Source organism: Sandarakinorhabdus sp. DWP1-3-1 (assembly GCF_049896705.1).
Classification (GTDB): Bacteria; Pseudomonadota; Alphaproteobacteria; order Sphingomonadales; family Sphingomonadaceae; genus Sandarakinorhabdus.
Genome location: NZ_JAFCUV010000001.1, coordinates 1,612,716 through 1,637,028, shown reverse-complemented (window position 1 = coordinate 1,637,028; position 24,313 = coordinate 1,612,716). Strand labels below are relative to the sequence as shown.

Sequence of the window (24,313 nt, the reverse complement as noted above, 5' to 3'; positions counted from 1 at the left end):
GCCGGACATTATCGATTCCGGAGAGCATGCCATGGCCGACGACACACGCATCATGAACCACCAGGCCCGCAGCATCGGCAATCGCAAGCTGAAGCCGGCGACGATGATGATGGGCCACGGCTATGATCCGCGCCTGTCCGAAGGGTCGCTGAAGCCGCCGATCTTCCTGACTTCGACCTTCGTTTTCGAAAGCGCCGCCGACGGCAAGCGCTTCTTTGAAGGCGTCACCGGCGTGCGGCCGGGCGGCGCCGAGGGTTTGGTCTATGGCCGTTTCAACGGTCCCGACCAGGAGATCCTCGAGGACCGGCTGTCGCTGTGGGAAGACGCCGAGGAGTCGCTGACCTTTTCCAGCGGCATGTCGGCGATCGCCACGACGTTCCTGGCGCTGGTCAAGCCGGGTGACGTCATCGTCCATTCGGCGCCGCTCTATGCGGCCACCGAAACGCTGATCAACCGCATCCTCGGCAAGCTGGGCGTGACCTGGCTCGATTTCCCTGCCGGTGCGACCCAGCCCGAGATCGAGGCGGTAATCGAGGCGGCGAAGGCGAAAGGCCGCATCGCCGCCATCTATCTCGAAAGCCCGGCCAATCCGACCAATGCGCTGGTCGATGTCGAGGCGGTCCACGCCGCCCGTGCCGCGGTGCTTGGCGAAGCGGAACTGCCGCCGATCGTCATCGACAATACCTTCCTGGGGCCGTTGTGGGCGCAGCCGCTGGCGCAGGGTGCCGATGTCACCATCTATTCGCTGACCAAATATGTCGGCGGCCACAGCGACCTGGTCGCCGGTGCCTGTGTCGGGGCCAAGTCGGTGCTGACGCCGATCCGGATGATGCGCAACACCATCGGCACGATCACCGATCCGCACACCGCGTGGATGCTGCTGCGCTCGCTGGAAACGCTGGAGCTGCGGATGAGCCGGGCCGGCGAGAACGCCGCCAAGGTCTGTGCTTTCCTGCGCGACCATCCCAAGGTCGAGCGGGTCGGCTATCTCGGTTTTCTCGAGCCCGGATCGCGCCAGGCCGACATCTATGCCCGGCATTGCTCGGGCGCCGGCTCGACCTTTTCGCTGATCGTCAAGGGCGGTGAGGCCGAGGCTTTCCGGCTACTCGACAATCTGCGGCTGGTGAAGCTGGCCGTCAGCCTCGGCGGGACCGAAAGCCTGGCGTCGCATCCCGCGGCGATGACGCACCTGTCGGTGTCGCGGGAGCGCAAGGCCGACCTCGGCATCACCGACAATCTGGTGCGGGTGTCGATCGGCGTGGAGGACGCCGACGACCTGATCGCGGATTTCGAGCAGGCGCTTGCTGCGGTCTAGGCGCGCACCGGCCATTCAGGATATGAAATATCACGCCTGCCCTTGAAGATGACAAACCGGCAACCCAACATGGGACCGCCGGCGAAATGGACCGGGCGAATTCGGGGACACAATGGCCGGCAGCGACCAACAGCCCATCCGCCTGCGCGATGTCTTTCGCTGGGTCGGCCCGATCCTTGGGCCGGAGCGGAACTTCTTCTGGTTGGCGATCGTCTATGGCCTCGGCATCGGCGTCCTGACGCTGGCGACGCCGATATCGGTGCAATTGCTCATCAACAGTATCGCCAACACGGCCCTGCCGGCGCCGCTGTTCACGCTGGCGACGGTGCTGTGCGTGCTGTTGCTGATCTCGGGCGGGCTCGGGCTGCTGCGCAATCACCTGCTGGAGCTGTTCCGGCGACGCTTTGTCGCAAGGCTGGTCGCCGATGTCACCGTGCGGACGATCAACGCCGCGGACCCGTTCTTCCAGGATGACCGCCGCATCGACCTGTTCAACCGCTATTTCGAGCTGATCAATGTCCAGAAGGCCATCCCGTCGCTACTGATCGGCGGCTTCACCATCCTGCTGACGGCGGCGGTCGGCTTCATCGTCACCGCTTTCTACCATCCGTTTTTTCTGGCCTTCAACATCATCGTCATCGTGCTGATCTGGGTCATCTGGCTGGTCTGGGCACGGCCGGCGATGCTGAGCTCGATCACGCTCAGCCACCAGAAATACTATGCCGCGCACTGGCTCGAAAGCGTCGGTGCGTCGAACGGCTTCTACAAATCGGCGCAGCATCTCGACTATGCGATCGAACGTTCCGAAGAGGTTTCGGCGCGCTATGTCGCCGCCCACAAGCTCAACTATCGCCACACGCTGCCGCAGAATATCGCCCTGGTGGTACTGTATGCGGTCGCCAGCGCCGGGCTGCTGGCGCTGGGCGGCTGGCTGGTCATCCGCGAACAGCTGTCCATCGGACAGCTTGTGGCCGCCGAGCTCATCCTGTCGGGCGCGCTGTTCGGCGTCTCGCAGCTTGGGACCTATCTGGAAAGCTTCTACACGCTGGTCGCCAGCGTCGAGGAGCTGTCGCTGCTCTACGGCATCCCGCAGGAACCGCTGCCCGACAAGCGCCAGGGCGCGCAGGCACCACGTCATTCCGCGCTTTTGCTCAACAGCGTCCGTTTCCTCCATATGGGCGGCCCGGTGCGCATGGACCTCGAGATACCCGCCGGGTCGCGACTGCTTGCCCAGGGCGATCCGGGCATGGAACGGGCCTTTTCCAACCTGCTGAAGCGCCTGCAGGTATCCTATACCGGCCTGATTTCCATCGGCGGCGTCGACATCGGCAGCATCGATGCCCTGGCGCTGCGCCGCGATGTCATCGTGCTCGACCGGCCCTTCATCGTCGAAAGCAGCATCATCGATTATCTTCGGCTGTCGAGCACCGATGAAGACCCCGCCGCGATCATGAATGCGCTGCGCCTCGTGGGGCTGGAAGGCCGGCTGGCGATGCTGCCGCAGGGCCTGCAGACCAGCCTGTCATCGACGGGCTGGCCCTTGTCGCTGGCCAAGACGATGCAGCTGAAACTGGCCGCTGCGGTGCTGTCGAAGCCGCGCATCCTCGTGCTGTCACCGCTTTATGACATCGTCGCCACCAACCGGCTGCAGGCGGTGCTCGATCATTTTGCCGGCAGCGAGACGACGCTCATCTATTTCAGCAACCGGCCCGAGGACGTGGCTCTCGATCGATATCTCTGGATGGGCCGGGAATCCCAGGCGATCGTCGACAGTCGCGACGAGTTCGACGCGCTTCGGTCCGGGCGGGAGGTGTTCAATGCCCATCCGTAGCGATGATCCCACGGCGTTTCCGACGCTCGCCCGCATCCGGCCGCCGCGGCTGTTGCGCGCCATCGGCATATCGCTGATCGTCACCACCGTCGGCCTGATCGTCTTTGCGCTGACAGTGCCCTGGGTGCAGACCGCCGCCGGCACCGGCAGCGTCATCGCGCTCGATCCACGAGACCGTCAGCAGAACATCACCGCGATGGTGCCGGGCCGCATCGAGCGCTGGTACGTGACCGACGGTAGCGCGGTGAAGGCCGGTGACCCGATCGCCCGGGTCGTCGACATCGATCCGCAGCTGCTCGACCGGCTGGACAGCCAACGCAGCCAGTTGCGCGCCGAGATCGACGCGGCGCGGGAGGCGATGGCCGTTGCAGCGCGCGACGTCGATCGGACCGGGACATTGTTCCGCGAAGGCCTCGCGTCGCGCCGCGATTGGGAACTGGCGCAGATCAAGGTCGCCGACTATCGCGCCAAGATCGCCAAGTCGCAGGCCGACATCAACACCATCGAGGTGAGCCGCAATCGCCAGTCGGTCCAATTAATCAGCGCGCCGCGGGCCGGGCGCATCATGCGAGTCACCGCCTATGACACGGCAACGATGGTCAAGCAGGGCGATGTGCTGGCGACCTTTGTGCCCGAGGATTCGAAGCGGGTGGTCGAGCTGTACGTCGATGGCCGCGACGTGCCGCTGATCCGCGTCGGCCGCCGGGTGCGGCTGGAATTCGAAGGCTGGCCGGCGATCCAGTTCAGCGGCTGGCCGTCGGTGGCGCGCGGACTGTTCGATGGCCGGGTGGTGGCGCTCGACGTCGCCGCCTCGCAGAACGGGCTGTTCCGCATCCTCGTCGAACCGTCCCCCGACCGGCCGCCCTGGCCCGGCGAGCCTGCCGTCAGGCTGGGGGCCAAGGTGCGCGGCTGGGTGCTGATGGACACCGTCAAGGTGTGGTTCGAGCTGTGGCGCGTGCTCAACGATTTCCCGCTGCAGTTTACCCGGCCCGGCGCCCAGCCGACGGCCAATGGCCAGGCGCCGGCGGGCGGTAGTGGCGGCGGCGGCGACGCAAGTGGCGGCAATGCGAAGTAGCGTCATCGCGCTGCTGCTGCTGTTTGCTGCCCCATCGGCAGCGGCGCCGCTGACGCTGCCCGAGGTGCTTGCGTCCTCGCGCTTCCACGCCCCGCAGGTGCTGGAGGCGCTGGCCCGCGTCCGCGGTGCGGAAGGCAAGCTGCTCAGTGCGCAGGCGGCATTCGACACGGTGTTCAGCGCGCAGGGCGATACCCGCTTGTCGGGCTATTACGACGGTCGCGACATCGAGGCCAAGGTCACCCAGCCGCTCGGCACGCTCGGCGGCCAGGCCTATGCCGGCTATCGGGTTTCGGGGGGGCGTTTCCCGATCTACGAGGACAAGCGCTATACCAACCAGCTCGGCGAGATAAAGGCCGGTGCCGTATTCTCGCTGCTGCGTGACCGCATGATCGACGATCGCCGCTTTGCGCTGACGTTGGCGGAGGGCGACATCGCGCTCGCTGATGCCGACCGTCTGATGGTGGCGATCGGCGTGCAGACCCGTGCCATCCAGGCCTATAACCTGTGGGTCGCCGCGGGCCTGCGCTTGCGCGTCTATCGCGACCTGCTGGAACTGGCGGAAGGTCGGCAAAAGGCGTTTCGCCGCCAGGTCGAGGAGGGGGCCCGGCCGACCATCCTGCTGACCGAGAACGAACAGAATATCCTGCGCCGTCGGACGCTGGTCGTGCAGTCCGAACAGGCGCTGGCGCAGGCGCGACAGACGCTTTCGCTGTATCTTCGCGATGCCGATGGCCGGCCGCTGCTGGTCGGCGACGATCGCCTGCCGGCGACGTTGGCGCCGCCGTTGCCGCGTGCCGCCGATCCGCGCGGACTGGTGGCGGCGCGGCCCGACCTGCGCACCATCGACATCCGCATGCGCCAGGCCGGGCAGCGGCTGGCGCTCGATCGCAACGCCTTCCTACCCAAACTCGACCTGATGGTGGAGGCATCGCAGGATATCGGCGATCCGGGTGTTGGCGGCTCGTCGCGCAGCGGCACCGACAGCCGTATCGGGTTCACCTTCACCGTGCCGTTGCAGCAGCGTGCGGCGCGCGGTCGCCTCGCCCAGACCAATGCCGAGATCGACGCCTTTCGCCAGCGCCGGCGGTTTGCCGAGGAACAGATCATTGCCGATATCGAAAGCCTGGGCATCGCCGCCACGCAGACGGCCCGGCTGACGGTGCTGGCGGCCGAGGAGGCGCAGCGGGCCGACGCCATGGCCGTCGCCGAACGCCGACGCTTCGGACTCGGCGCCAGCGACTTTTTCCTCGTCAACGTCCGCGAGGAGGCCGCCGCCGATGCCCAGGTGCGCCGCCTCGACGCCGCGGTGCGCCAGGTTACGGCCCATGCCGACCTGGCGGCGGCCACCGCCGATCTCGACGCGCTGGCGCTTTAGGCCTTCAGCAAGGCCGAATCGAACGGCAGCGACCTGAGCCTGACGCCGGTCGCGGCGAAGATGGCGTTGCCGAGCGCCGGCGCCACGGCCGGATAGCCCGGCTCGCCGAGCCCGGTCGGGTTATTGTCGCTGAGCACGAAGGCAACCTCCACCGGCGGGGCGTCGGCCATGCGCAGAATCGGGTAGTCGCCGAAATTGCGCTGCTCGACCGCGCCGTCGCGGAAGGTCACGCTGAGGCCCTGGGCGGCGCCGAGCGCGTCGAGCACGGAACCCTGGACCTGGTGGAGGGCGCCCGACGGGTTGACGATCTGCCGGCCGACATCGGCGGCGACCCAGATGCGGTCGATCCTGACGGTGCCATCCGCCGCCACGCCGGCCTCCACGACATTGGCGAAATAGCCGAGGTGGCTGAAGTGAAAGGCGATGCCGAGGCCATGGCGCGCCGGCAGTTTGCGGCCCCATTTCGCCATCGTCGCCACCTTGTCGAGCACGCCCAGGGCCCGCTTGCCGTTAAAGCTTTCAGGGCTCTTGGGATCGCCGACGATATGCCCGTCGGCGAGCAGGGTGCGGCGGAAGGCGAGGGGGTCCTGCCCGGCGGCATGGGCGAGTTCGTCGATGAAACCCTGCATGACAAAGCCGAAGGCATTGTTCTCGGGCGCGCGCAGCCACCAGGTCGGGGTATCGAGCGCCATCGCCGAACCGCCGACCTGAAAGTTGGCGACAAAGCCGGCCGGGAACTGCGCTTCGTCGATGCCGGCGGCGCGGGCAAATTTCTGGGGCGTGCCGAAGCTGACGAAGTGATTGCGCCAGGCGGTGACCCGGCCGGCGTCGTCGAGCCCTGCTTCGAAATGGTGGAAGCCGCCGGGGCGATAATAGCCCCCGGTCAGGTCGTCCTCCCGGCTCCAGGTCAGCTTGACGGGCACGCCGGCTTCGCGCGCGATCCAGGCCGCCTCGACCATGAAATCGCTCGCCAGGCGCCGGCCGAAGCCGCCGCCGCTGCGCAGCATGTGGATGGTGATGTCGCTGCCGGCGATGCCCAGTGCCTTGGCGACCTTGGCGCGGCCGTCCTCGGGCAATTGCGTCGGCGCCCAGATCTCGACCTTGCCATCGGTGACGTGCGCCGTGCAGTTCATCGGCTCCATCGTCGCATGGGCGAGGAACGGGTAGCTGTAGTCGGCGCTGACCCGCTTGGCGGCGCCGGCGAGCGCGGCGTCGGCATCACCGTGGCTGGTGATGGTGCGCTGCGGCGGCTGGGTGGCGAGGCGGGTGGCTTCTGCCAGGAAGTGCGCGGTCGACTGGTGCGTGGTCGCGGGCTGCTTCCATTCGATCTGCAGCGCGTTGCGGGCGCGGTTGGCAGCCCAGCTGTTGTCGGCGACGACGGCGACGCCGGCGGCGAGGCCGTCGGTGCCGGGAACGACGAACACCTTGCGAACACCGGGCATCGCCAACGCCGCCGCCATGTCGACCTTGGCGACAGTGCCGCCATAGGCGGGGCATTTCTGATAGGCGGCGAACTTCATGCCGGGCACCTGGGCGTCGATGCCGAACAGCGGTTCGCCGGTCACGATGGCCCGGTTGTCGACGCCGGGGATGAACCTGCCGACGATGCGAAAGGTCTTGGGATCCTTAAGGACCAGCTTGGCGGCGTCGGGTGCCGGCAAGGTGGCGGCGAGGGCCACCAGCGTGCCATAGCCGGCGCTGCGGCCGGTCGCGGCATGGACGACCTTGCCCGATGCGGTGGTCAGGCTGTCGACGGGCACCTGCCACATCTTTGCGGCAGCAGCGACGAGCATGGCGCGTGCGCCGGCGCCGACGCGGCGCATCGGCTCGTACTGCGTCGGTGTCGCCATGCTGCCGCCGGCATATTGCTCGCCGTAGCGGGCGGCATCGGCAAGGCCCTGTTCGACGCGCACCTGGCGCCAGTCGACGTCGAGCTCCTCGGCGATCAACATCGGCAGCGACGTCTTCACGCCCTGGCCGATCTCGGGATTATGGGCAATGATCGTTACCGTGCCATCGGTGCCGATGCGCACCCAGGGGTTGAGGCTGCCGGGCGCGTTCGCGGTTGCATTGGCGGGCGGTGCATAGCCGAGCCACAGGCCGCCGCCGGCGACGGCGCCGGCAACCAGCATGGTGCGGCGGCTGATCCTTGTGTGGGCGTTCATGCCGTCACCCCCGCGGCTTGCTTGATGGCCGCGCGGATGCGCGTGTAGGTGGCGCAGCGGCACAGATTGCCGTTCATCGCGGCGTCGATCGCGGCATCGTCGGGCCGTGGTGTCTCGCGCAGCAGCGCGGTGGCCGCCATCAGCTGGCCGGCCTGGCAATAGCCGCATTGCGGCACGTCGAGGGCCACCCAAGCGTCCTGCAGCTTGCGGCCGATCGGGTCGGCCGACAGCCCCTCGATGGTGGTGATGCGCGCGGTGCCGACACTGGCGAGCGTCGTCTGGCAGGACCGCACGGGCTGGCCATCGACATGGACGGTGCAGGCGCCGCAATAGGCTGCGCCGCAGCCGAACTTGGTACCGGTCATGCCGAGCAGGTCGCGCAAGGCCCAGAGCAGGGGCATCTCGGGATCGGCGCTGACGGTGTGAACCGTGCCGTTGATCGTGAGTTTCGTCGCCATGCTGCCCTCCGTTGCGGACCGGACAATAGCGCCTTCGCGATATCGGCGGGAGAGGCTATTTACCCCATGCCGCCGGTGCCGGTCAGCGCTGCAGCGTCGCCTTGTGCATCAGGAATTCGGGGATGCCTTCGGCGCCGAAGCCGACGAAGCTTTCCCCTTCGTCGCGATCGCGGCGGTCGTCACGCCGCGGCTCGTCGCGCCGGCCGCCGCGATAGTCGCGGATCGGATCGCGGGCGATGCGGGCGGGCGGCGTCGCGCGGCGGGTTTCGTCGCGGCGCGGCTCTTCACGACGTGCCTCATCCCGGCGCGGTTCGTCACGGCGGGGCTCCCCGCGACGCGCTTCCTCGCGTCGGGGCGCCTCGGCGCGTGGTGCTTCGCGGGGTTCCGCGCGGCGGGGTGCCGGCTCGGCAGCAAGTGGCGCAGCGGTGGCGTCGATCGTGGCTTCGCCGCCTTCGCGCTTGCGGCCGCGGCCACCGCGACGGCGGCGCCGCGCGCGGTCATCGCCGGCTTCGGCGTCACCCGCGGGTGATTCGGCTGGGACGATATCGTCGGCGACGATGTCATCCGCGGCGATGTTGTCGGGTACCAGCACGACCGCGGCGGGCGGGGCGGTCGTGACGACCTCGGCAGCGCCGTAGCGCGGGATTTTCTGGTGGATCAGCTTTTCGACTTCGGCGAGATTTTCGGCCTCGGCTTCGGTCGCCAGCGTGTAGGCGATACCGGTCCGCCCGGCGCGGCCGGTGCGACCGATGCGGTGGACATAGTCCTCGGCGTGATGTGGCACGTCATAGTTGACGACATGGCTGACGCCCGGGATGTCGAGACCGCGGGCGGCAACGTCCGACGCGACGATGATGTTGATGTCGCCCGACTTGAAGCGGTCGAGCTCCTTGATCCGGTCGGACTGGTCCATGTCGCCGTGGATCTGGCTGACCGCGAAATCGGCGCGGCGCAGCGCGTCGACCAGTTCCTTGATGTCGCGCTTGCGATTGCAGAAGATGATGGCGTTGCGCACCTCGGGGTCGCGCAGCAACGTGCGGAGCGCCTCGCGCTTGCCGCGCGGCGTCGTTTCCACGACATATTGCGCGATCGAGGTGTTGGTGGAGGCCGGGCGCGCCACTTCGATGAGGCGGGGCGAATCCATGAACTTGTCGGCCAGTTTCTTGATCGGCGGCGGCATGGTCGCGGAAAACAACAGGGTCTGGCGCGGCGCCGGCAGCTTGGTGCAGATTTCCTCGATATCGGGAATGAACCCCATGTCGAGCATGCGGTCGGCCTCATCGATGACGAGCAGGCTGCACTGGTTGAGCATGATCTTGCCGCGGCCGAACAGGTCCATCAGCCGGCCTGGCGTGGCGATGAGGACATCGACGCCCTTTTCGAGCGCCGCGAGCTGGTCGCCCATGCTGACGCCGCCGATGAGCAGGGCCATCGAAAGCTTGTGATACTTCCCGTACTTGTCGAAATTCTCGCTGACCTGCTGGGCGAGTTCGCGCGTCGGCTCCAGTATCAGCGAGCGTGGCATGCGGGCGCGGCTGCGGCCTTCGGCGAGGATGTCGATCATCGGGAGGACGAACGACGCCGTCTTGCCGGTGCCGGTCTGTGCGACGCCGATGATGTCGCGGCCCATCAATACGGGCGGGATCGCCTGGCGCTGGATGGGCGTCGGGTCGTTGTAGCCACTATCGGCGACCGCACGGAGAAGTTCCTCCGACAGGCCCAGTTCTGCAAAGCTCATGCAATTCCTTGGAACGCGATTGCCGAACGTCCGGGAACCTGCGTCGCCTGCGCCATGCGCTGCAAATGCGGCAAAAGTCAATGCGGCGCAGCGGTGATCATGGCGTTCGGTGTGCGCGCTACCAAAGAAAACGGGCGGAGCTTGCACCCCGCCCGCCAGTTTGTCGTCGAGCCGACTAGAAGCGGAAGCCGATGGCGCCGCCGTAACGGCGCGGTTCGAGCGTGAAGATGTTGGTAAACAGGCCCGACGACTGGTCGGTGACGTAAAGCCCGGTGGTGGCGCTGTTGTTGGTCAGGTTCTGGACATAGGCGCGGGCGTACCAGCGGTCGTCCTTGCCGTTGAGCTGGACCTGGGCATTGATGACCGAATAGCTCGGGATCCGGTTGACATAGCCGTTGAAGATATTGCCCGAGCTGGTGCCGGTGACGGCAAGATCGACACGCGGCACCATCGACATGCCGTTGGCGAATTCCAGCGTGTACTGCGCGCCTGCGGAGAACTTGAAGTCCGGCGCCTGTGGCAGCTGGTTGCCCTTGATGTTCACCTCGACCCCGGCGAACAGCACGTCGAGACCGGCAGCGGCAGCCGAGGCACCGTTGGCGCCCGACAGGACGCTGCAGATACCGAACGCGCCGGTCGCGGTCAGGCCGCTGTCCGACGGAAAGGCGGTCGGCGCCTGCAGCCCGAGCGCCGCGTTGACGGCGGCGACATAGCCGTTGGCCCCGGCAGCGTTGCCGGCCACCCGCGGGACGACGGCGCAGTTGGAGCCGTTGGTGATGTCCTTGACGATGACGGTATCGCTGCGGCCGCCCGACGGGTCACGCGGGTTGGACAGGAACTTGTCCTGCGAAACCTTGGTGTGGAGATAGCTGGCGCCGAAGTTCAGTGCCAGCTCGCGGGTCGGCTGGATAATGAATTCGCCTTCCACGCCATAGACTTCGGCGTCGACATTGTCGTTGACCGAGGTGCGGGCAACGATGCGGCTGAGCTGCAGGGCCGAATATTTATAGTAGAATGCCGTGATGTTGGCGCGCAGCGTGCCGTCGAGGAACGTGTTCTTGGTGCCGATTTCGAAGGAGTCGATGAATTCCGGTGCGAAGGATTCGGGCACCGAGAAGATCGGCTGCAGCGGCGGGTTGATACCACCCGATTTGTAGCCGCGGGAGTAGGAAGCGTAGATCAGATTGTCTTCGGTGATGTTCCAGTCGACCACGAAACGGCCGGTGAATTCACCAAAGCTGACTTCCCGCACCTGAAATGCTTCGCAGCCGGCGACCGTGCCGATCTTGCCGGGTACGGCAGACCCGGCCGTGGCGCAGACCGAACCCGGATCGGCGTCGAAGCCTGCCGCATAGGGCGAATCGAACGGATCGGCGACACCGAACGGCACATAGAAGCTGGCGAGCGTCGAACGGGCGCGCACCGTCTTCTTGTCGTTGTTGTAGCGCAGGCCGGCGGTGACCTTGATGTTGTCGGTGATGTTCCAATAGAGCTCACCGAAGATGCCATAGGACTTCAGCGTCGTCTCGTCGGTGTTGTTGCGGAAGAACGGCGTGCCGAGATAGCCCGGGGGTAGGCCGCCGCCGAGGCCGGTGGCGCCGCCGAGCACGCCGGTGACGTAATCGATGCCGAACCCGTTCACGAAATAGCTGTTTTCCGGCAGCTTCGAGTCGAGATAGATGCCGCCGAGCAGGAAGTTGAACGGCCCGTCGAACTGGGTGCTGATGATACCTTCCACCGACCAGGTCCGGCGTTCCTCGTTCGACCGGTCGAAGTTGAGCGGCACCGCGCTGCAGATCTTGCTGCCGTCATAGGCACCATTGCCGGTCAGGTCGGTGTTCGACGTGCAATAGGGGCCGTTGACGCCGGTCGGGAAGATTGCCGGCTGGATCTTGTTGAAATAGGCGCCGATGCCGGGCGCCGACGCCAGGCCCTGGAGGCCGGCCAGGCCCGGCTTGAAGACGTTCGGGTCCTGGATGCCGAGGTTGTAGTCGACGCGGCTGTCGACGCTGGTCTTTTGATAAAGACCGGTGATCTGCGCCTTCACGGCGCCGAAGTCATGCTCGATGCGCGCCTGGTACTGCTGTTCTTCGGCGGCATATTCGGGCGTGAACGCGGTGTTGACCTGGCGGACGTTGCGCGGCTCCTGGAAGTTCGCATAGGAATCGGGGCCATAGAGGCTGCCGAGACCGGCGGTCGACAACGGCCCGCCAAAGCCGGCGCCGCCCTGGATGCGCAGAAGTTCGCGTGACGACAGGACGCCGACAAAGGTCGAGTTGCCGTTCAGCTTGCCATAGTCGAGGCGGCCGGGAAGGCAGCCCAGCACGCCGGTCGGGTCGCGCTGGCAGAGCTGCTTCTGGATGCGCGAGCGGTCGTCGTCTTCCTTGAAGTAATAACCCATCAGGTCGATGCGGGTATTCTCGGTCGGCTCCCACCGCACCGAGCCGCGGATGCCGTACATGTCGCGGCCGTCGATCTGTTCGCCGTTGAACAGGTTCTCGGTAAAGCCGTCGCGCTTCAGATAGAAGCCGGCGAGGCGTACGCCAAGCGTCTCGGTGATCGGCAGGTTGAACATGCCGCGCACGCGCAGCGATTCATAGTTGCCGTAATCGACTTCGCCGGCGGCGCCGATGGCCGACAGGTTCGGCTTGGCGGTGACGAAGTTGATGACGCCCGAGGTCGCGTTGCGGCCGAACAGCGTGCCCTGCGGCCCGCGCAGCACTTCGACGCGCTCCAGGTCGAAGAATTCGGATTCGAACAACCGCGTCGCGATCAAGGGGCTGCCGTTGATGTGGATGGCGGTGGCGCTGTCGCAGGTGACGCCGACGCAAAGATCGCCGATGCCGCGAATGGTGAAGCTCGACCCGGTGAAATTGCCCTTGGTGAAGGTGATGTTGGGCAGGGTCAGCTGCAGATCCGACGAATTCTGGATCTGCTGGCGCTGCAGGGCTTCGCTCGAAAAGGCGGTGATGGCGATCGGCACGTCCTGCAGGCTCTGCGCAGTGCGCTGGGCGGTGACGACGATTTCCTCGATCCCGCTGTCGACCGGCGCGGCGGCGCTGCTGGACTGCGCAAAGGCGGGCGCGCCAGCCATACCAAGAAGCGACACGCCGGCGATCAGGCCGGCACGGATTTGCGACGATGTCTTCATGTTTTCCTCCCCAGGTGCCCATTCGCGGCGCCCCCGTTTTGGCCGGGGTGTCACCACGATCACGCAGGCGTCATGCGCCGTCGTGATTGACCGCGAGTGTGGCGGGGGATTGACGCCTTTGTCCAGCGATCTCGCGTTTTTGCCGCGTTCCTCGGCAACCGGCTAAAAACTGTGGCAGAATCGCAACAGAACAAGGCTCTCAAGAGCGTCAGCCGCCCTCACTATTTCGCTAGCACTGCGACATTTCTGCGGCATATCATCGTGGGGACCGCCGCCGCTTTCCGGGTTTGCGCACTTCGATGATGCTGGCGATCGGGCACTCCCCGCCCGACCGCGCCCCGATGGCATCGCGACCGGCGCACAGCTGCCCGGCCTTTTCGCGGCGATAGTAAAAGCCCTGGTAGAAGGTCAGTGCCTGGCATTCCCGCGCAAAGAACAGCCGGTAGCGGCGGCCATCGCGCATGCTCAGTTCGAGCGCGCTGTCGCCGAACATCTGCGCTCCGGCCATGGCCGTCATCGGGATACAGCGGCTGCGTCCCTGGCGGGGCGGAAAGGGACGCATCTCGACAGGTCCACCCGGCGTCGCCGGCACACGCGTCCACGGCGCACCGAACGCCGGTTCGGATCCGGGCGGCGACGAGCGCTGCGACCGGTCGGCGCCATTGGCCGGCCAGGGTACCAGCGCCGCGGCCATCACGAGGGCCAGCGCCAGGTAAAGCCGGGCGGCTGCGAAGCTGCGCCACGCTGGCCCGGTCAAGACGACACTCCCCCTCATCGCGGCCCGCTTTTATCCCGTTGATCGTCCATGCGTTGCGTGGGTGCAATTGAACGCGGCATGAACCCTGCGCAACCCCGCCACGCCTTTCGCGGGCAGCTGTGTCGCGCCGGCAACGCTTTGCCGACGGCATTCACAAGGGCTATGCAGCCGCCGTGCCGACCGCAATTCCCTCGCCCGCTGCGCTGGCCGCTCTCAAGACGGCGGCGGGCGACGGCAATTGGACCGACGCGCCCGATGTGCTGGCGCCGCGGCTGGTGGACTGGCGCGGGCGGTATCGCGGCGCGACGCCGCTGCTGCTGTTGCCGCGCACGGTCGAACAGGTGGCGGCGATCGTAAAGGCGGCGGGACGGCACGACGTGGCGCTGGTCCCGCAGGGTGGCAATACCGGACTGGTCGGCGGCGGCATCCCGGCGGCCGATGGCAGCGGCGTGCTGGTCGGGCTGAACCGGATGGCGACCATCCGGGCTGTCGACGCCGGCGGCCTGACGTTGACGGTGGAGGCCGGCGCCATCCTGTCCGACGTCCATGACGCGGCTTCGGCGGCCGATTGCGCTTTCCCACTGACGCTCGGGGCCAAGGGGAGCGCCACCATCGGCGGCCTGATCGCGACCAACGCCGGCGGCATGCAGGTATTGCGCCACGGTACGATGCGCGCGCTGGTCATGGGCCTGGAGGCGGTGCTGCCCGACGGGTCGGTGCTGCACCAGTTGACGGGCCTCGCCAAGGACAACAGCGGCTATGATATCAAGCAGCTGATGATCGGCGGCGAGGGCACGCTGGGCATCATCACCGCGGCGGCGCTGCGGCTGGTGCCGAGGCCCCGGCATCGTGCTGTCGCCTGGTTGGGGTTCGGCGCCGCGGGCGACGGCCCGCAGCGCGCCCTGGCCGTGCTGGCACGGCTGCGCGCGGCTTCGGGCGGGCAGGTCGAAAGCTTCGAGCTGATGCCCCACTTCGGCCTGCAATTGCTCGATCGGCAGCTGGGCTTGCGGGCGCCGCTGGCGGGCACGCATGGCTGGCATGCGCTGGTCGAGCTGGCGGGGCAGGAGCCGCTCGATACGCTGCTGGTCGACACGCTGGCCGCGGCGTCTGCCGCCGGTGAGATCGCGGACGCGGCCGTGGCAGCATCGGACGCACAGGCGGCCGCGCTCTGGCGGCTGCGCGAGGAACTGCCGGCGGCCGAGCGGCGCGACGGGCCGGCGGTGCATCATGACATCTCGGTCGCGGTCGCGGCGATGCCGCGGTTCGCCGTGTCGGCGGCGCGCGCCGTCGAAGCGGCGTTTCCCGGCGCTCGCGTCATCGCCTTTGGACACCTCGGCGACGGCAATCTGCACTTCAACGTCAAGGCGCCGGACGGACCCGACGCCGCGGCTTACCTGGGCACACACGGCAGTGCGATCACCGACCTCGTCTATGCGCTCGTGACGGCGGCCGGCGGCTCCATCTCGGCCGAACACGGTATAGGTGTTCTGAAGCGTGCGGCGCTGGCCCGGCTCGGCGACCCCGCCAAGCTGGCCGCAGTCCGGGCGATAAAGGCCGCCCTCGATCCCCGGGGGATAATGAACCCCGGCAAGATGATCTGAGCCTCGCCCGCGCTTGCGATGGCTTGCACGATGCGTGGCGCGACCCTAGAGAACGCCACCTTCAAAAGATTCGTTACCCCACAGGAAAGACGATCAGCCATGGCCAGCACGCCCGCCAATGCCCAGACCTTGCCACTGTTCTACAAGTCGTTGGCTCCGCTGTCGTCGCAGCTGCATCCGACGCACGGGCTGAAGCCGCGCGACAACCTGGCATTCACGCGCAACACCCATGCCGTGCCGGTGACCGTCGATGAATTCGCATTGGTGCAGCGCCATTATCCGATCGTCTTCGGCCTCGGCGACAACCCGGCGCCGCTCGCCCTGATCGGCCTCAACGAGGGGCAGAATCTTTACCTCGGCGCCGATGACCAGTGGGAAAAGGGCCAGTATGTTCCGGCCTTCATCCGTCGCTACCCGTTCATGCTGGCACGCCTGACCCCCGAATCGGACGATCTGTCGCTGTGTTTCGATGACACCGATCCGCAGCTCGCCGCCGGCGAGGGCGAGGCGCTGTTCAATGGCACCGAGCCCACCGATGTGACGAAGAACGTGCTGGCGTTCTGCGAGCAGTTCGAACAGGCGGTGTTCCGCACCCGGTCCTTCATGGAGGAGCTGTCCAAGCTCGACCTGCTGATGGACGGCGAAGTCACCATCCAGCGCGAAGGGCTTGCGGAACCCGCCGTGTACCGCGGCTTCCGCATGGTTTCCGAAGAAAAGCTGCAGGGCCTGCGCGGTGACCAGGCCCGCAAGCTGGTCCAGTCGGGTCTGCTCGGCCTCGTCTATGCCCATCTGTTCTCGCTGTCGCTGATCTCGGGCCTGTTCGAAAAGCAGATGGCGGCCGCCAACGCCTGAGATTGACGGCAAAAGCTGCGGGCAGTCGGCGGCCGCGGCCGCCGACGTGCTGCGCAGTCTGCCGGCAGGGTTCGTGCCATGACCGCTGTCGAATACCCCGGCCGCTATTCGACCGTAGCGATCTTGCTGCACTGGATCACGGCCGTGCTCGTCATCGGCAACCTGGTCGGCGGTCTCGGCAATGACTGTTGGTTCGACAGTCCCGATCCGGCGACACAGCAGGCGGGCGCCACGCTGGTCGCCCTGCACAAGAGCATCGGCCTGACCATCCTGGTCCTGACGCTGGTGCGGCTGGCATGGCGATTGACCAATCCGCCGCCGCCGTTGCCGACCCACATGACCCGTGGCGAGGTCGTACTCGCCCGCACCACCCATGTTGCGTTCTACTTGCTGTTACTGCTGATGCCGCTCAGCGGCTGGGCGATGGTGTCGACAGGCAGGCACATCGGCCCGGTGTCATGGTTCGGACTGTTCGACGTGCCGCCGCTGCCGTTGCCGACAAGCCTTGGCGGGCTGTTTCACGAGAGCCACGAAACGATCGGCTTGATCATGATGTTGACGCTGGTTCTGCATGTCGCGGGCGCGCTGAAGCACCACCTGTTCGACCGTGACAATGTGCTGGCGCGGATCCTGCCGCGGGTGCGCCGGCGAGCGCCCTGACCACCGCCCGACACCGCCCCGGGCAAATGTCTCTTCGCCCGGTTGACACGATATAGTATCACATCTAGGCAATTTCCGTACCGTCGTTTCAAGGTCCGGCTCATGCGCTCCAATCTGTCCGCGCCCGTGCGCGGTTGCATCTCCCTTGGCCTCTTGCTGGCTGGTTCGGGGCCGGTCCTGGCCGTCGAAACCGTTACCGGCGACGCGGCTGCGCCGGCGGATTCGACGCTGCACGCGCCGCCGTCGCCGGAGATTGTCGTCACCGCGCCTTATGAACGCGATCGCGCCACCGTGCTGTCAGGGGTCACCGTCCTGCAGGGCACCGAGCTGACCCGCCAGCTGCGCTCGACGATCGGCGAAACGCTGGCACGCCAGCCGGGCGTCAGCGCGACCAGCTTTGGCCCGAACGCCTCGCGGCCGATCCTGCGCGGCTTCCAGGGTGAACGCGTCCGTGTGTTGACCGATGGCATCGGCAGCTTCGACGTTTCGAACACCTCCGTCGATCACGCGGTCGTCATCAACCCGCAGTTCGCCGACCGCATCGAGGTCCTGCGCGGGCCGGCGTCGTTGCTGTTCGGTTCCTCGGCCATCGGCGGCGTGGTCAATGTCGTCGACAAACGGATCCCGCGCGAGGTGCCGAGCGAGGCCGTCCATCTCGACCTGCTCGGCACCTATGGCTCGGCCGCCAGCGAACGGACCGGCGCCGGCGTCGTCGAGGTGCCGCTTACGGACCGGATCGTCGTCCATGCCGATGGCAGCTATTCGCGCACCGACGACCTGAAGATCGGCGGCTTCGTGCTGTCCGGCCCGGCACGTGCAGCGGCGCTGGCCAGCGACGAACCTGCCGCCAACGACCTGGCCGGCCTGCGTCGGCGCCTGCCCAACACCGCCAGCGAAACCTGGAATGCCGGTGCGGGCATCGCCTTCATCGACGCCGGCGGCGAACTCGGCCTCGGCTATGGCCATTACGACAGCCTGTACGGCGTCCCGGCACGGTTCGACACGGCGACCGGCGAAGGCGAGTTCGTACGTCTGAAGGTCAAGCAGGATCGCATCGATGTGCGCGGCCAGGTCAACGTCAGCGGCGACATCGTCGACGCGATCAAGGTGCGGGCCGGCTATGCCGACTATCAGCATTCCGAACTGTCGGAAGAAGGCGAGATCGGCACCACCTTCTTCAATCGCGGCCTCGAAGGCCGGCTCGAGATCAGCCAGGCGAAGCGCGACCTCGGCGGCGGCACCTGGCGCGGTGCGACGGGTGTCCAGGTCTTCACGCGCGATTTCAACGTCATCGGCGACGAGGCCTTCATCCCGCGCAACCAGAGCAGCCAGATCGGCCTGTTCACGCTGCAGGAATTCGATTTCGGCACCATCAAGAGCGAATTCGGTGCCCGCTACGAAAAGGCCAAGGTGCGTGCCGCAGTCGATGATTTCCGGGGCGAGCCGGTGTTCGTCGACCGCAGCTTCGACCTGTTTTCGGGCTCGGCCGGGGCGAGCGTCGGGCTGTTCCAGGGTTGGCGCGTCGGGGTCAACCTGTCGCACACCGAACGCGGCCCGGCCGCCGAGGAACTGCTGGCCAATGGCCCGCATGCCGGGACCCAGGCGTTCGAGATCGGCAATCCCGACTTCGGCAAGGAACGCGCCAATGGTGCCGAGATCGTGCTGCGCGGCCGGGGCGAGAGCTACAGTTTCGAAGCTTCGGTCTACTATAACCGCTTCCACAACTATATCTACGAAAGCCAGACCGGCGATATCGCGGATGACCTGCCGGTCTTCGTCTATCGCCAGGCCGACGCGCGCTATCTCGGCGTCGAGGTGCAGGGCGAGCTGACACTGGCCCGTTTTGGCGAAAGCCAGCTCAAGGTCGATGCCTTGCTCGATTACACCGATGCCAAGCTGCTCGACGGGCTGGGCCGGGTGCCACGCATTCCGCCGCTTCGGGTGCTCGGCGGTGTTTCGGTCACCGGGCCGATGTGGGATGCCCGCGCCGAGGTCGAGCGTGCGTCGTCGCAAACCAAGGTCGCGGCTTTCGAGACGCCGACTGCCGGCTATACCATGGTCAATGCGTCGGTCAGCCTGCGCCCCTTCGCCGATCGTCCGAACACGTCGCTGGTGCTGTCGGCAAACAACATCTTCGACGTCGATGCCCGACGGCATGCTTCGTTCCTGAAGGATTTCGCGCCGATGGCTGGTCGCGACATTCGCCTGTCGCTGCGCTTTGCCATCTGACGCGCGCCGGCCCGGGCGCGGCAACTTGTCCATTTAAACCATATTGAAGGAAACCCGACGATTCCTATCTTGGGGGTGCGCGTCGGCGTTGCCCCCCTTTCACCGGCGCGCACCTACCGGGCCTTGCCCGGCTTCCTCCGTGAAGATCGGCCGCCTCGCTCCCCCCGCGAGGCGGCCTTTTTCATTCCGCGGCTTCGCGCTGCTGCGGCCCGAGGCCGAGCAGCGGGGACGAGGCCAGCAACAGCCGGGCCAGCCCGGCCATCTGCGCCGCCACCCCGTCGAAGCCGTCGTGGCGCACCAGGCGACTTGCATCCATGTAGAGGGTGCGATCGATCTCGATCTGCACGGCGTGGACCCCGGCCAGGGGCGCGCCGTGAAAATCGGTGGTATAGCCGCCGGCATAAGGGGCATTGCGCGCGACGCGCCAGCCGGCCTGGCGGAAATGCTGCTCGATCAGCGCCACCAGGGCCGGCGCCGCACTGCCGCCGAAGCGATCGCCGACGACGACCTGCGGCGGCATCACCCCGGCGGGCCTGGGCATCGAATGACAGTCGATCAGGATGGCATAGCCGTGGCGAGCGCGGGCGCGGTCGAGCAGTTCGGTGATGCGCTTGTGCCAGGGCCGGTGCAGCGCCGCCAGCCGCGCCTCGGCCTCAAAGGCCGTTACCCGGCGGCGATAGATGTCGAGGCCCTGGGCGGCAACCCTGGGCAGCACGCCGAGTCCGGCAGCGACGCGATCGGTAAGGTGCGGCGTCACCGCCATAGGCCCGTCGATCATGACCGGATCGATCTCGTTTTCGGCGCGGTTGAGGTCTAGGAAAGCGCGGCCGTGGCGGGCACGCAGCACGGGGACGCCATGGACGCCGTCGAGCAGGCTGTCGACATGGGCGTCCTCGGCGCGGCGCAACTGCGCCAGCGTCAGCCGCGAGGCTGCTAGGAAGGCGGCGGGATAGTCGCGGCCGCTATGCGGCGAGGCCATGACCAGCGGCCAGCGACCATCGCTGTCGCCGCTGACGCTGAATCCCGGAACAAGCGAATCGTGCACGGCGGGGACGTTAGGGGAGGCGCGGACGGCTCGCCAGCCCGGCGTTGTCGCAAAAGCGTCGCATCGGGGTTGCATCGGCGCCCGGGTCCGACTAACAGCCTCCCGGCGTGGGCGCGTAGCTCAGTGGTAGAGCACTGTGTTGACATCGCAGGGGTCACAAGTTCAATCCTTGTCGTGCCCACCATTTCATTCAAAAGCCCCGGCGAACTTGTCGTTCGCCGGGGCTTTTTTATCGGCTGCTGAAAAGGTTCAGACGCGTTCGATGATGATCGCCGGGGCCATGCCGCCGGCGGCGCACATCGTCACCAGGCCGCGCTTCAGGCCGCGGCGTTCCAGCTCGTCGAGCACGGTGCCGATGAGGATCGAGCCGGTGGCGCCGATCGGGTGGCCGAGCGCACAGGCGCCACCGTTGACGTTGACCTTGTCGCGGTCGAGCCTGAGGTCGCGGATGAACTTTTCGGCGACGACGGCAAAGGCCTCGTTGATCTCCCACAAGTCGATGTCGTCGACGGTGAGTCCGGCCTTGGCGAGGACCTTGCGGGCAGCCGGGACGGGGGCGTTGAGCATCAGCGTCGGGCAGTCGCCGATGTTGGCGGTGGCGACGATGCGGGCCCGCGGTTTCAGGCCATGGGCATCGGCATAGGCCTTCGACGTGATCAGGATGGCGGCGGCGCCGTCGACGACCCCCGACGAATTGCCTGCGTGGTGGACGCCCGAGAATTCGAGATCGGGATATTTGGCGTTGATCGACTGGCGGAAGGTCTGGCCATCGGGCTGGATCGAGGCATCGGCGACGGCATCGAACGATGCCTTCAGCGCAGCCAGGCCTTCGGCGGTCGTTTGCGGCCGCGGGAACTCCTCATAGTCGAGCGCAACGCTGCCGTCCTCGTTGTAGACGGTGACCAGGCTCTTGGCGAAGCGGCCTTCCTTGATGGCGATATCGGCGCGGCGCTGGCTTTCGAGGCCAAGCGCATCGACGGCTTCGCGGCTGATGCCTTCCATGGCGGCAATCGCGTCGCCGCAGACGCCCTGGTGCGACTGGGGATGGATCTTCTGCAGCGCGGCGTTGCCCGATCCCATGCCCATCGGCTTGATGCCGGCGGCATATTCCTCGGCGCCCATGGTCGTCGTGTAGCTCATCATCTCGGTACCGCCGGCGATGACACAGTCTTCCATACCCGACATGACCTGCGCCGCCGCCAGGTTGACGCTGGTGATGCCGCCGCCGCAGAACCGGTCCAGCGTCATGCCGCTCGCCTTGATGTCATAGCCCGCGGCCAGCGCCGACATGCGGCCGAGATCGCCGCCCTGCTTGCCCTTTTGCGTGCTGGTGCTCCAGATGATGTCGTCGACCGTGGCGGTATCGAGGCTGTTGCGGTCCTTCAGCGCCTTGAGGACGGTCGCCGCAAGATGCTGGGGATGAAGGTGCGACAGGGCGCCCTTGCCGGGCTTGCCGATGCCGCGCGGGGTGCGGACGGCGTCGATGATATAGGCGTCGGGCATGGATCTATCCTTGGTTCGAAGGTCGTCTTGCCCTGTTCGATTGCGCCACGTCGTCGGCGTTGCCAAGCTGACAATATGCGAGGGTTTGCAAATTGGCTTTGTCGCGGGTGATGGCGCAATGTTCCCGGATGGCATCGATGACGGCAGCGGTTGCACCGACCCCGATGGTGGATATTCCCGCCGGCCGGTTCCGCATGGGCGCCGACGACGGATATCCCGAGGAAGCGCCGGCGCATCTTGTCGACGTCGATGCCTTTCGCATCGATGTCCAAGCCGTTACCAATGCCCAGTTCGCCGCCTTTGTCGCCGCCACTGGCCATGTCACGGTGTCGGAACGAGTGCCGCTCGCTGCGGACTATCCGAACGCCCGGCCGGACATGATGTTCGCCGGCAGCCTGGTATTCAGAAAGACCAGCACCCCGGTCGATACACGCGACTGGTCACAATGGTGGGAACTTCGCCAGGGCGCATCGTGGCGGCATCCCTATGGCCCGCAATCGAGCATTGATGGTCATGACAACCATCCCGTGGTCCATGTCGCCTATGCCGATGCGCTCGCCTATGCGCACTGGGTCGGCAAGGACCTGCCGACCGAGGCCGAGTTCGAATATGCGGCGCGCGGCGGGCTCGACGGCAAGACCTATGCCTGGGGCGACGTCTTCCGCCCCGGTGGCAAGCATATGGCCAACACCTGGCAGGGCAAGTTCCCGTACCGGAACTCCATGGAGGACGGCTGGGAGGCGACCGCGCCGGTCGGCAGCTACCCCGCCAACGGCTATGGCCTGTACGACATGATCGGCAACACCTGGGAATGGACGCAGGACTGGTATGCGCCGCAGCACAATGCCGACCCGGCCAAGGCCTGCTGTATTCCGAAAAACCCGCGCGGGCCCCTGGCCGGCACGCTCGATCCGGCGGCGCCGATCCCGCAGAAGGTGCTCAAGGGTGGCAGCTTCCTGTGCGCCCCCAGCTACTGCAAGCGCTACCGACCCGCTGCGCGGCACGCCGAAACGATCGACACTGCCACCTGCCACATCGGGTTTCGCTGCGTCGTGCGCGCAAATGTGTCGCCATGACCGGTTTCTTTGCCGTCGCCGTGCCCCTATATCTCACCCATGAGCAATCTTGATCCCGCCACCATCTTCTATGCCGACACCGGGCTCGATCCCGGTCGCACCGAAAGGCTCGTCGCCGACGCGCTGAACGGCTGCGATGATGGCGAGCTGTATCTCCAGTATGCGGTCAGCGAGAGCTTTTCGTTCGATGATGGCCGGCTGAAGGCCGCGACCTTCGACACGCAGAAGGGCTTTGGCCTGCGCGGCGTCGCCGGCGAGATGACGGCCTTTGCCCATGCCAACGAACTGTCGGACGCGGCGATCACCCGCGCCGCCGATACCATCCGCGTCGTCCGCGACGGCCATGGCGGCACCATGGCGCTGGCGCCGCAGCGCACCAACGCCCGGCGCTACACCGATGCCAATCCGCTCGACGGCATCAGCTTTGCCGACAAGGTCGCGCTGATGCAGACCATCGACGCCGCCGCCCGCGCCCGCGACCCCCGTGTCGTCCAGGTGTCGGCGAGCCTGCTCGGGTCGTGGAGCGTCGTGGAGATCATCCGCGCCGATGGCCACCGGGTCCGCGACGTGCGGCCGCTGGTGCGGCTCAACGTCCAGGTCGTCGCCGAAAAGGACGGCCGCCGCGAGACCGGCTTCCATGGGCTGGGCGGTCGCTACCTCTACGACGAGCTCATCACCGCCGAGAATTGGAACGGCGCCATCGACATCGCGCTGGCCAATGCGCTGGTCAACCTCGACGCCGTCGCCGCGCCGGCCGGCGAAATGACCGTCGTGCTCGGCCCCGGCTGGCCCGGCATCCTGCTGCACGAGGCCATCGGCCATGGGCTGGAGGGTGATTTCAACCGCAAGGGCACCTCGGCCTTCTCGGGCCGCATCGGCGAGCGCGTTGCCGCCAAGGGTGTCACCGTCGTCGACGACGGCAGCCTCGACAACCGTCGCGGCAGCCTGACCGTCGATGACGAGGGTACGCCGACCGAGCGCACCGTGCTGATCGAGGACGGCATCCTCAAGGGTTACATGCAGGACCGCCTCAATGCCCGGCTGATGGGAGTCGCCCCCACCGGCAACGGTCGCCGCGAGAGCTTTGCCCATGCCCCGATGCCGCGGATGACCAACACCTTCATGACCAACGGCACCGAGGATCCGGGCGAGATCCTGCGCTCCGCCAAGTCGGGCATCTATGCCAAGAGCTTCGGCGGCGGCCAGGTCGACATCACCAGCGGCAAGTTCGTGTTTTCCTGCACCGAGGCCTATCGCATCGAGAACGGCAAGCTCGGCGCGCCGATCAAGGGCGCGACGCTGATCGGCAACGGCCCCGACGTGCTGACCCGGGTGCGTGCCATCGGCAACGACTTCGCGCTCGATGAAGGCGTCGGCGTTTGCGGCAAGGGCGGGCAGAGCGTGCCGGCCGGGGTGGGTCAGCCGACGCTGCTGATCGAAGGGCTGACGGTCGGCGGCACGGCGGCGTAGCGGCATAAGGGG

General features: G+C 66.8%; 17 protein-coding genes and 1 tRNA gene. 11 read left to right on the top strand and 7 right to left on the bottom strand.

The window, feature by feature from the left end:
• The first annotated feature begins 31 nt into the window (after positions 1-31).
• The 4 genes from ACP7AI_RS08020 to ACP7AI_RS08005 all read left to right on the top strand — a co-directional run bounded on the left by ACP7AI_RS08020 (position 32) and on the right by ACP7AI_RS08005 (position 5,596).
• Positions 32-1,315, top strand: coding sequence for a cystathionine gamma-synthase family protein (locus tag ACP7AI_RS08020; RefSeq protein ID WP_426165903.1), 1,284 nt, complete (start codon positions 32-34; stop codon positions 1,313-1,315).
• A 112-nt stretch (positions 1,316-1,427) separates the two neighbouring features.
• Positions 1,428-3,146, top strand: coding sequence for an ABC transporter ATP-binding protein (locus ACP7AI_RS08015; protein ID WP_426165901.1), 1,719 nt, complete (start codon positions 1,428-1,430; stop codon positions 3,144-3,146).
• The gene (locus tag ACP7AI_RS08010) at positions 3,133-4,221 is read left to right on the top strand and encodes an efflux RND transporter periplasmic adaptor subunit (RefSeq protein ID WP_426165899.1); all 1,089 of its coding nucleotides are present in this window, start codon (positions 3,133-3,135) and stop codon (positions 4,219-4,221) included. The genes ACP7AI_RS08015 and ACP7AI_RS08010 overlap by 14 nt, the downstream gene beginning before the upstream one ends.
• On the top strand, positions 4,157-5,596 hold the full coding sequence (locus tag ACP7AI_RS08005; protein WP_426165897.1) for a TolC family protein: 1,440 nt from the start codon (positions 4,157-4,159) through the stop codon (positions 5,594-5,596). The genes ACP7AI_RS08010 and ACP7AI_RS08005 overlap by 65 nt, the downstream gene beginning before the upstream one ends.
• On the opposite strand, the gene ACP7AI_RS08000 is transcribed toward ACP7AI_RS08005, so the two are convergent.
• The 5 genes from ACP7AI_RS08000 to ACP7AI_RS07980 form a co-directional block, all read right to left on the bottom strand.
• Positions 5,593-7,761 (bottom strand): molybdopterin cofactor-binding domain-containing protein, encoded by a 2,169-nt coding sequence (locus ACP7AI_RS08000; RefSeq protein WP_426165895.1) that lies wholly within the window; start codon positions 7,759-7,761, stop codon positions 5,593-5,595. The genes ACP7AI_RS08005 and ACP7AI_RS08000 overlap by 4 nt on opposite strands.
• Positions 7,758-8,219, bottom strand: coding sequence for a (2Fe-2S)-binding protein (locus ACP7AI_RS07995; RefSeq protein WP_426165893.1), 462 nt, complete (start codon positions 8,217-8,219; stop codon positions 7,758-7,760). Before ACP7AI_RS07995 ends, ACP7AI_RS08000 begins: the two co-directional genes overlap by 4 nt.
• An 82-nt stretch (positions 8,220-8,301) precedes the next feature.
• Positions 8,302-9,957 carry a DEAD/DEAH box helicase gene (locus ACP7AI_RS07990; protein WP_426165891.1) on the bottom strand — a complete coding sequence of 552 codons (1,656 nt, stop codon included), beginning with the start codon at positions 9,955-9,957 and terminating at the stop codon, positions 8,302-8,304.
• A gap of 175 nt (positions 9,958-10,132) precedes the next feature.
• On the bottom strand, positions 10,133-13,108 hold the full coding sequence (locus ACP7AI_RS07985; protein WP_426165889.1) for a TonB-dependent receptor: 2,976 nt from the start codon (positions 13,106-13,108) through the stop codon (positions 10,133-10,135).
• Positions 13,109-13,364: 256 nt separating this feature from the next.
• Positions 13,365-13,865 carry a hypothetical protein gene (locus tag ACP7AI_RS07980; protein WP_426165887.1) on the bottom strand — a complete coding sequence of 167 codons (501 nt, stop codon included), beginning with the start codon at positions 13,863-13,865 and terminating at the stop codon, positions 13,365-13,367.
• Positions 13,866-14,038: 173 nt separating this feature from the next.
• Between ACP7AI_RS07980 and ACP7AI_RS07975 the strand changes: the two genes are divergently transcribed.
• The 4 genes from ACP7AI_RS07975 (at position 14,039) to ACP7AI_RS07960 (ending at position 19,207) form a co-directional block, all read left to right on the top strand.
• On the top strand, positions 14,039-15,466 hold the full coding sequence (locus tag ACP7AI_RS07975; RefSeq protein ID WP_426165885.1) for an FAD-binding oxidoreductase: 1,428 nt from the start codon (positions 14,039-14,041) through the stop codon (positions 15,464-15,466).
• Positions 15,467-15,565: 99 nt separating this feature from the next.
• Positions 15,566-16,318: a SapC family protein gene (locus tag ACP7AI_RS07970; RefSeq protein WP_426165883.1), complete on the top strand. Its 753-nt coding sequence runs from the start codon at positions 15,566-15,568 to the stop codon at positions 16,316-16,318.
• A gap of 78 nt (positions 16,319-16,396) precedes the next feature.
• A complete protein-coding gene (locus ACP7AI_RS07965; RefSeq protein ID WP_426165881.1) occupies positions 16,397-16,978 on the top strand; it encodes a cytochrome b in 582 nt (193 codons plus the stop codon).
• Positions 16,979-17,080: 102 nt separating this feature from the next.
• Positions 17,081-19,207: a TonB-dependent receptor gene (locus ACP7AI_RS07960; RefSeq protein WP_426165879.1), complete on the top strand. Its 2,127-nt coding sequence runs from the start codon at positions 17,081-17,083 to the stop codon at positions 19,205-19,207.
• A gap of 181 nt (positions 19,208-19,388) precedes the next feature.
• On the opposite strand, the gene ACP7AI_RS07955 is transcribed toward ACP7AI_RS07960, so the two are convergent.
• Entirely contained in the window at positions 19,389-20,252 is an 864-nt protein-coding gene (locus ACP7AI_RS07955; protein WP_426165877.1) for an N-formylglutamate amidohydrolase, read from the bottom strand.
• 109 nt (positions 20,253-20,361) lie between these two features.
• Here ACP7AI_RS07955 and ACP7AI_RS07950 point away from each other — a divergent pair.
• Positions 20,362-20,436: transfer RNA gene (locus ACP7AI_RS07950), tRNA-Val, on the top strand.
• 65 nt (positions 20,437-20,501) lie between these two features.
• Here the strand turns inward: ACP7AI_RS07950 and ACP7AI_RS07945 are convergent.
• A complete protein-coding gene (locus tag ACP7AI_RS07945; RefSeq protein ID WP_426165875.1) occupies positions 20,502-21,755 on the bottom strand; it encodes an acetyl-CoA C-acetyltransferase in 1,254 nt (417 codons plus the stop codon).
• A 137-nt stretch (positions 21,756-21,892) separates the two neighbouring features.
• Between ACP7AI_RS07945 and ACP7AI_RS07940 the strand changes: the two genes are divergently transcribed.
• Together ACP7AI_RS07940 and tldD are read left to right on the top strand one after the other, a co-directional pair.
• A complete protein-coding gene (locus ACP7AI_RS07940; protein WP_426165873.1) occupies positions 21,893-22,831 on the top strand; it encodes a formylglycine-generating enzyme family protein in 939 nt (312 codons plus the stop codon).
• Positions 22,832-22,870: 39 nt separating this feature from the next.
• Positions 22,871-24,301 carry a metalloprotease TldD gene (tldD, locus tag ACP7AI_RS07935; protein ID WP_426165871.1) on the top strand — a complete coding sequence of 477 codons (1,431 nt, stop codon included), beginning with the start codon at positions 22,871-22,873 and terminating at the stop codon, positions 24,299-24,301.
• The last annotated feature ends 12 nt before the right edge of the window (positions 24,302-24,313 follow it).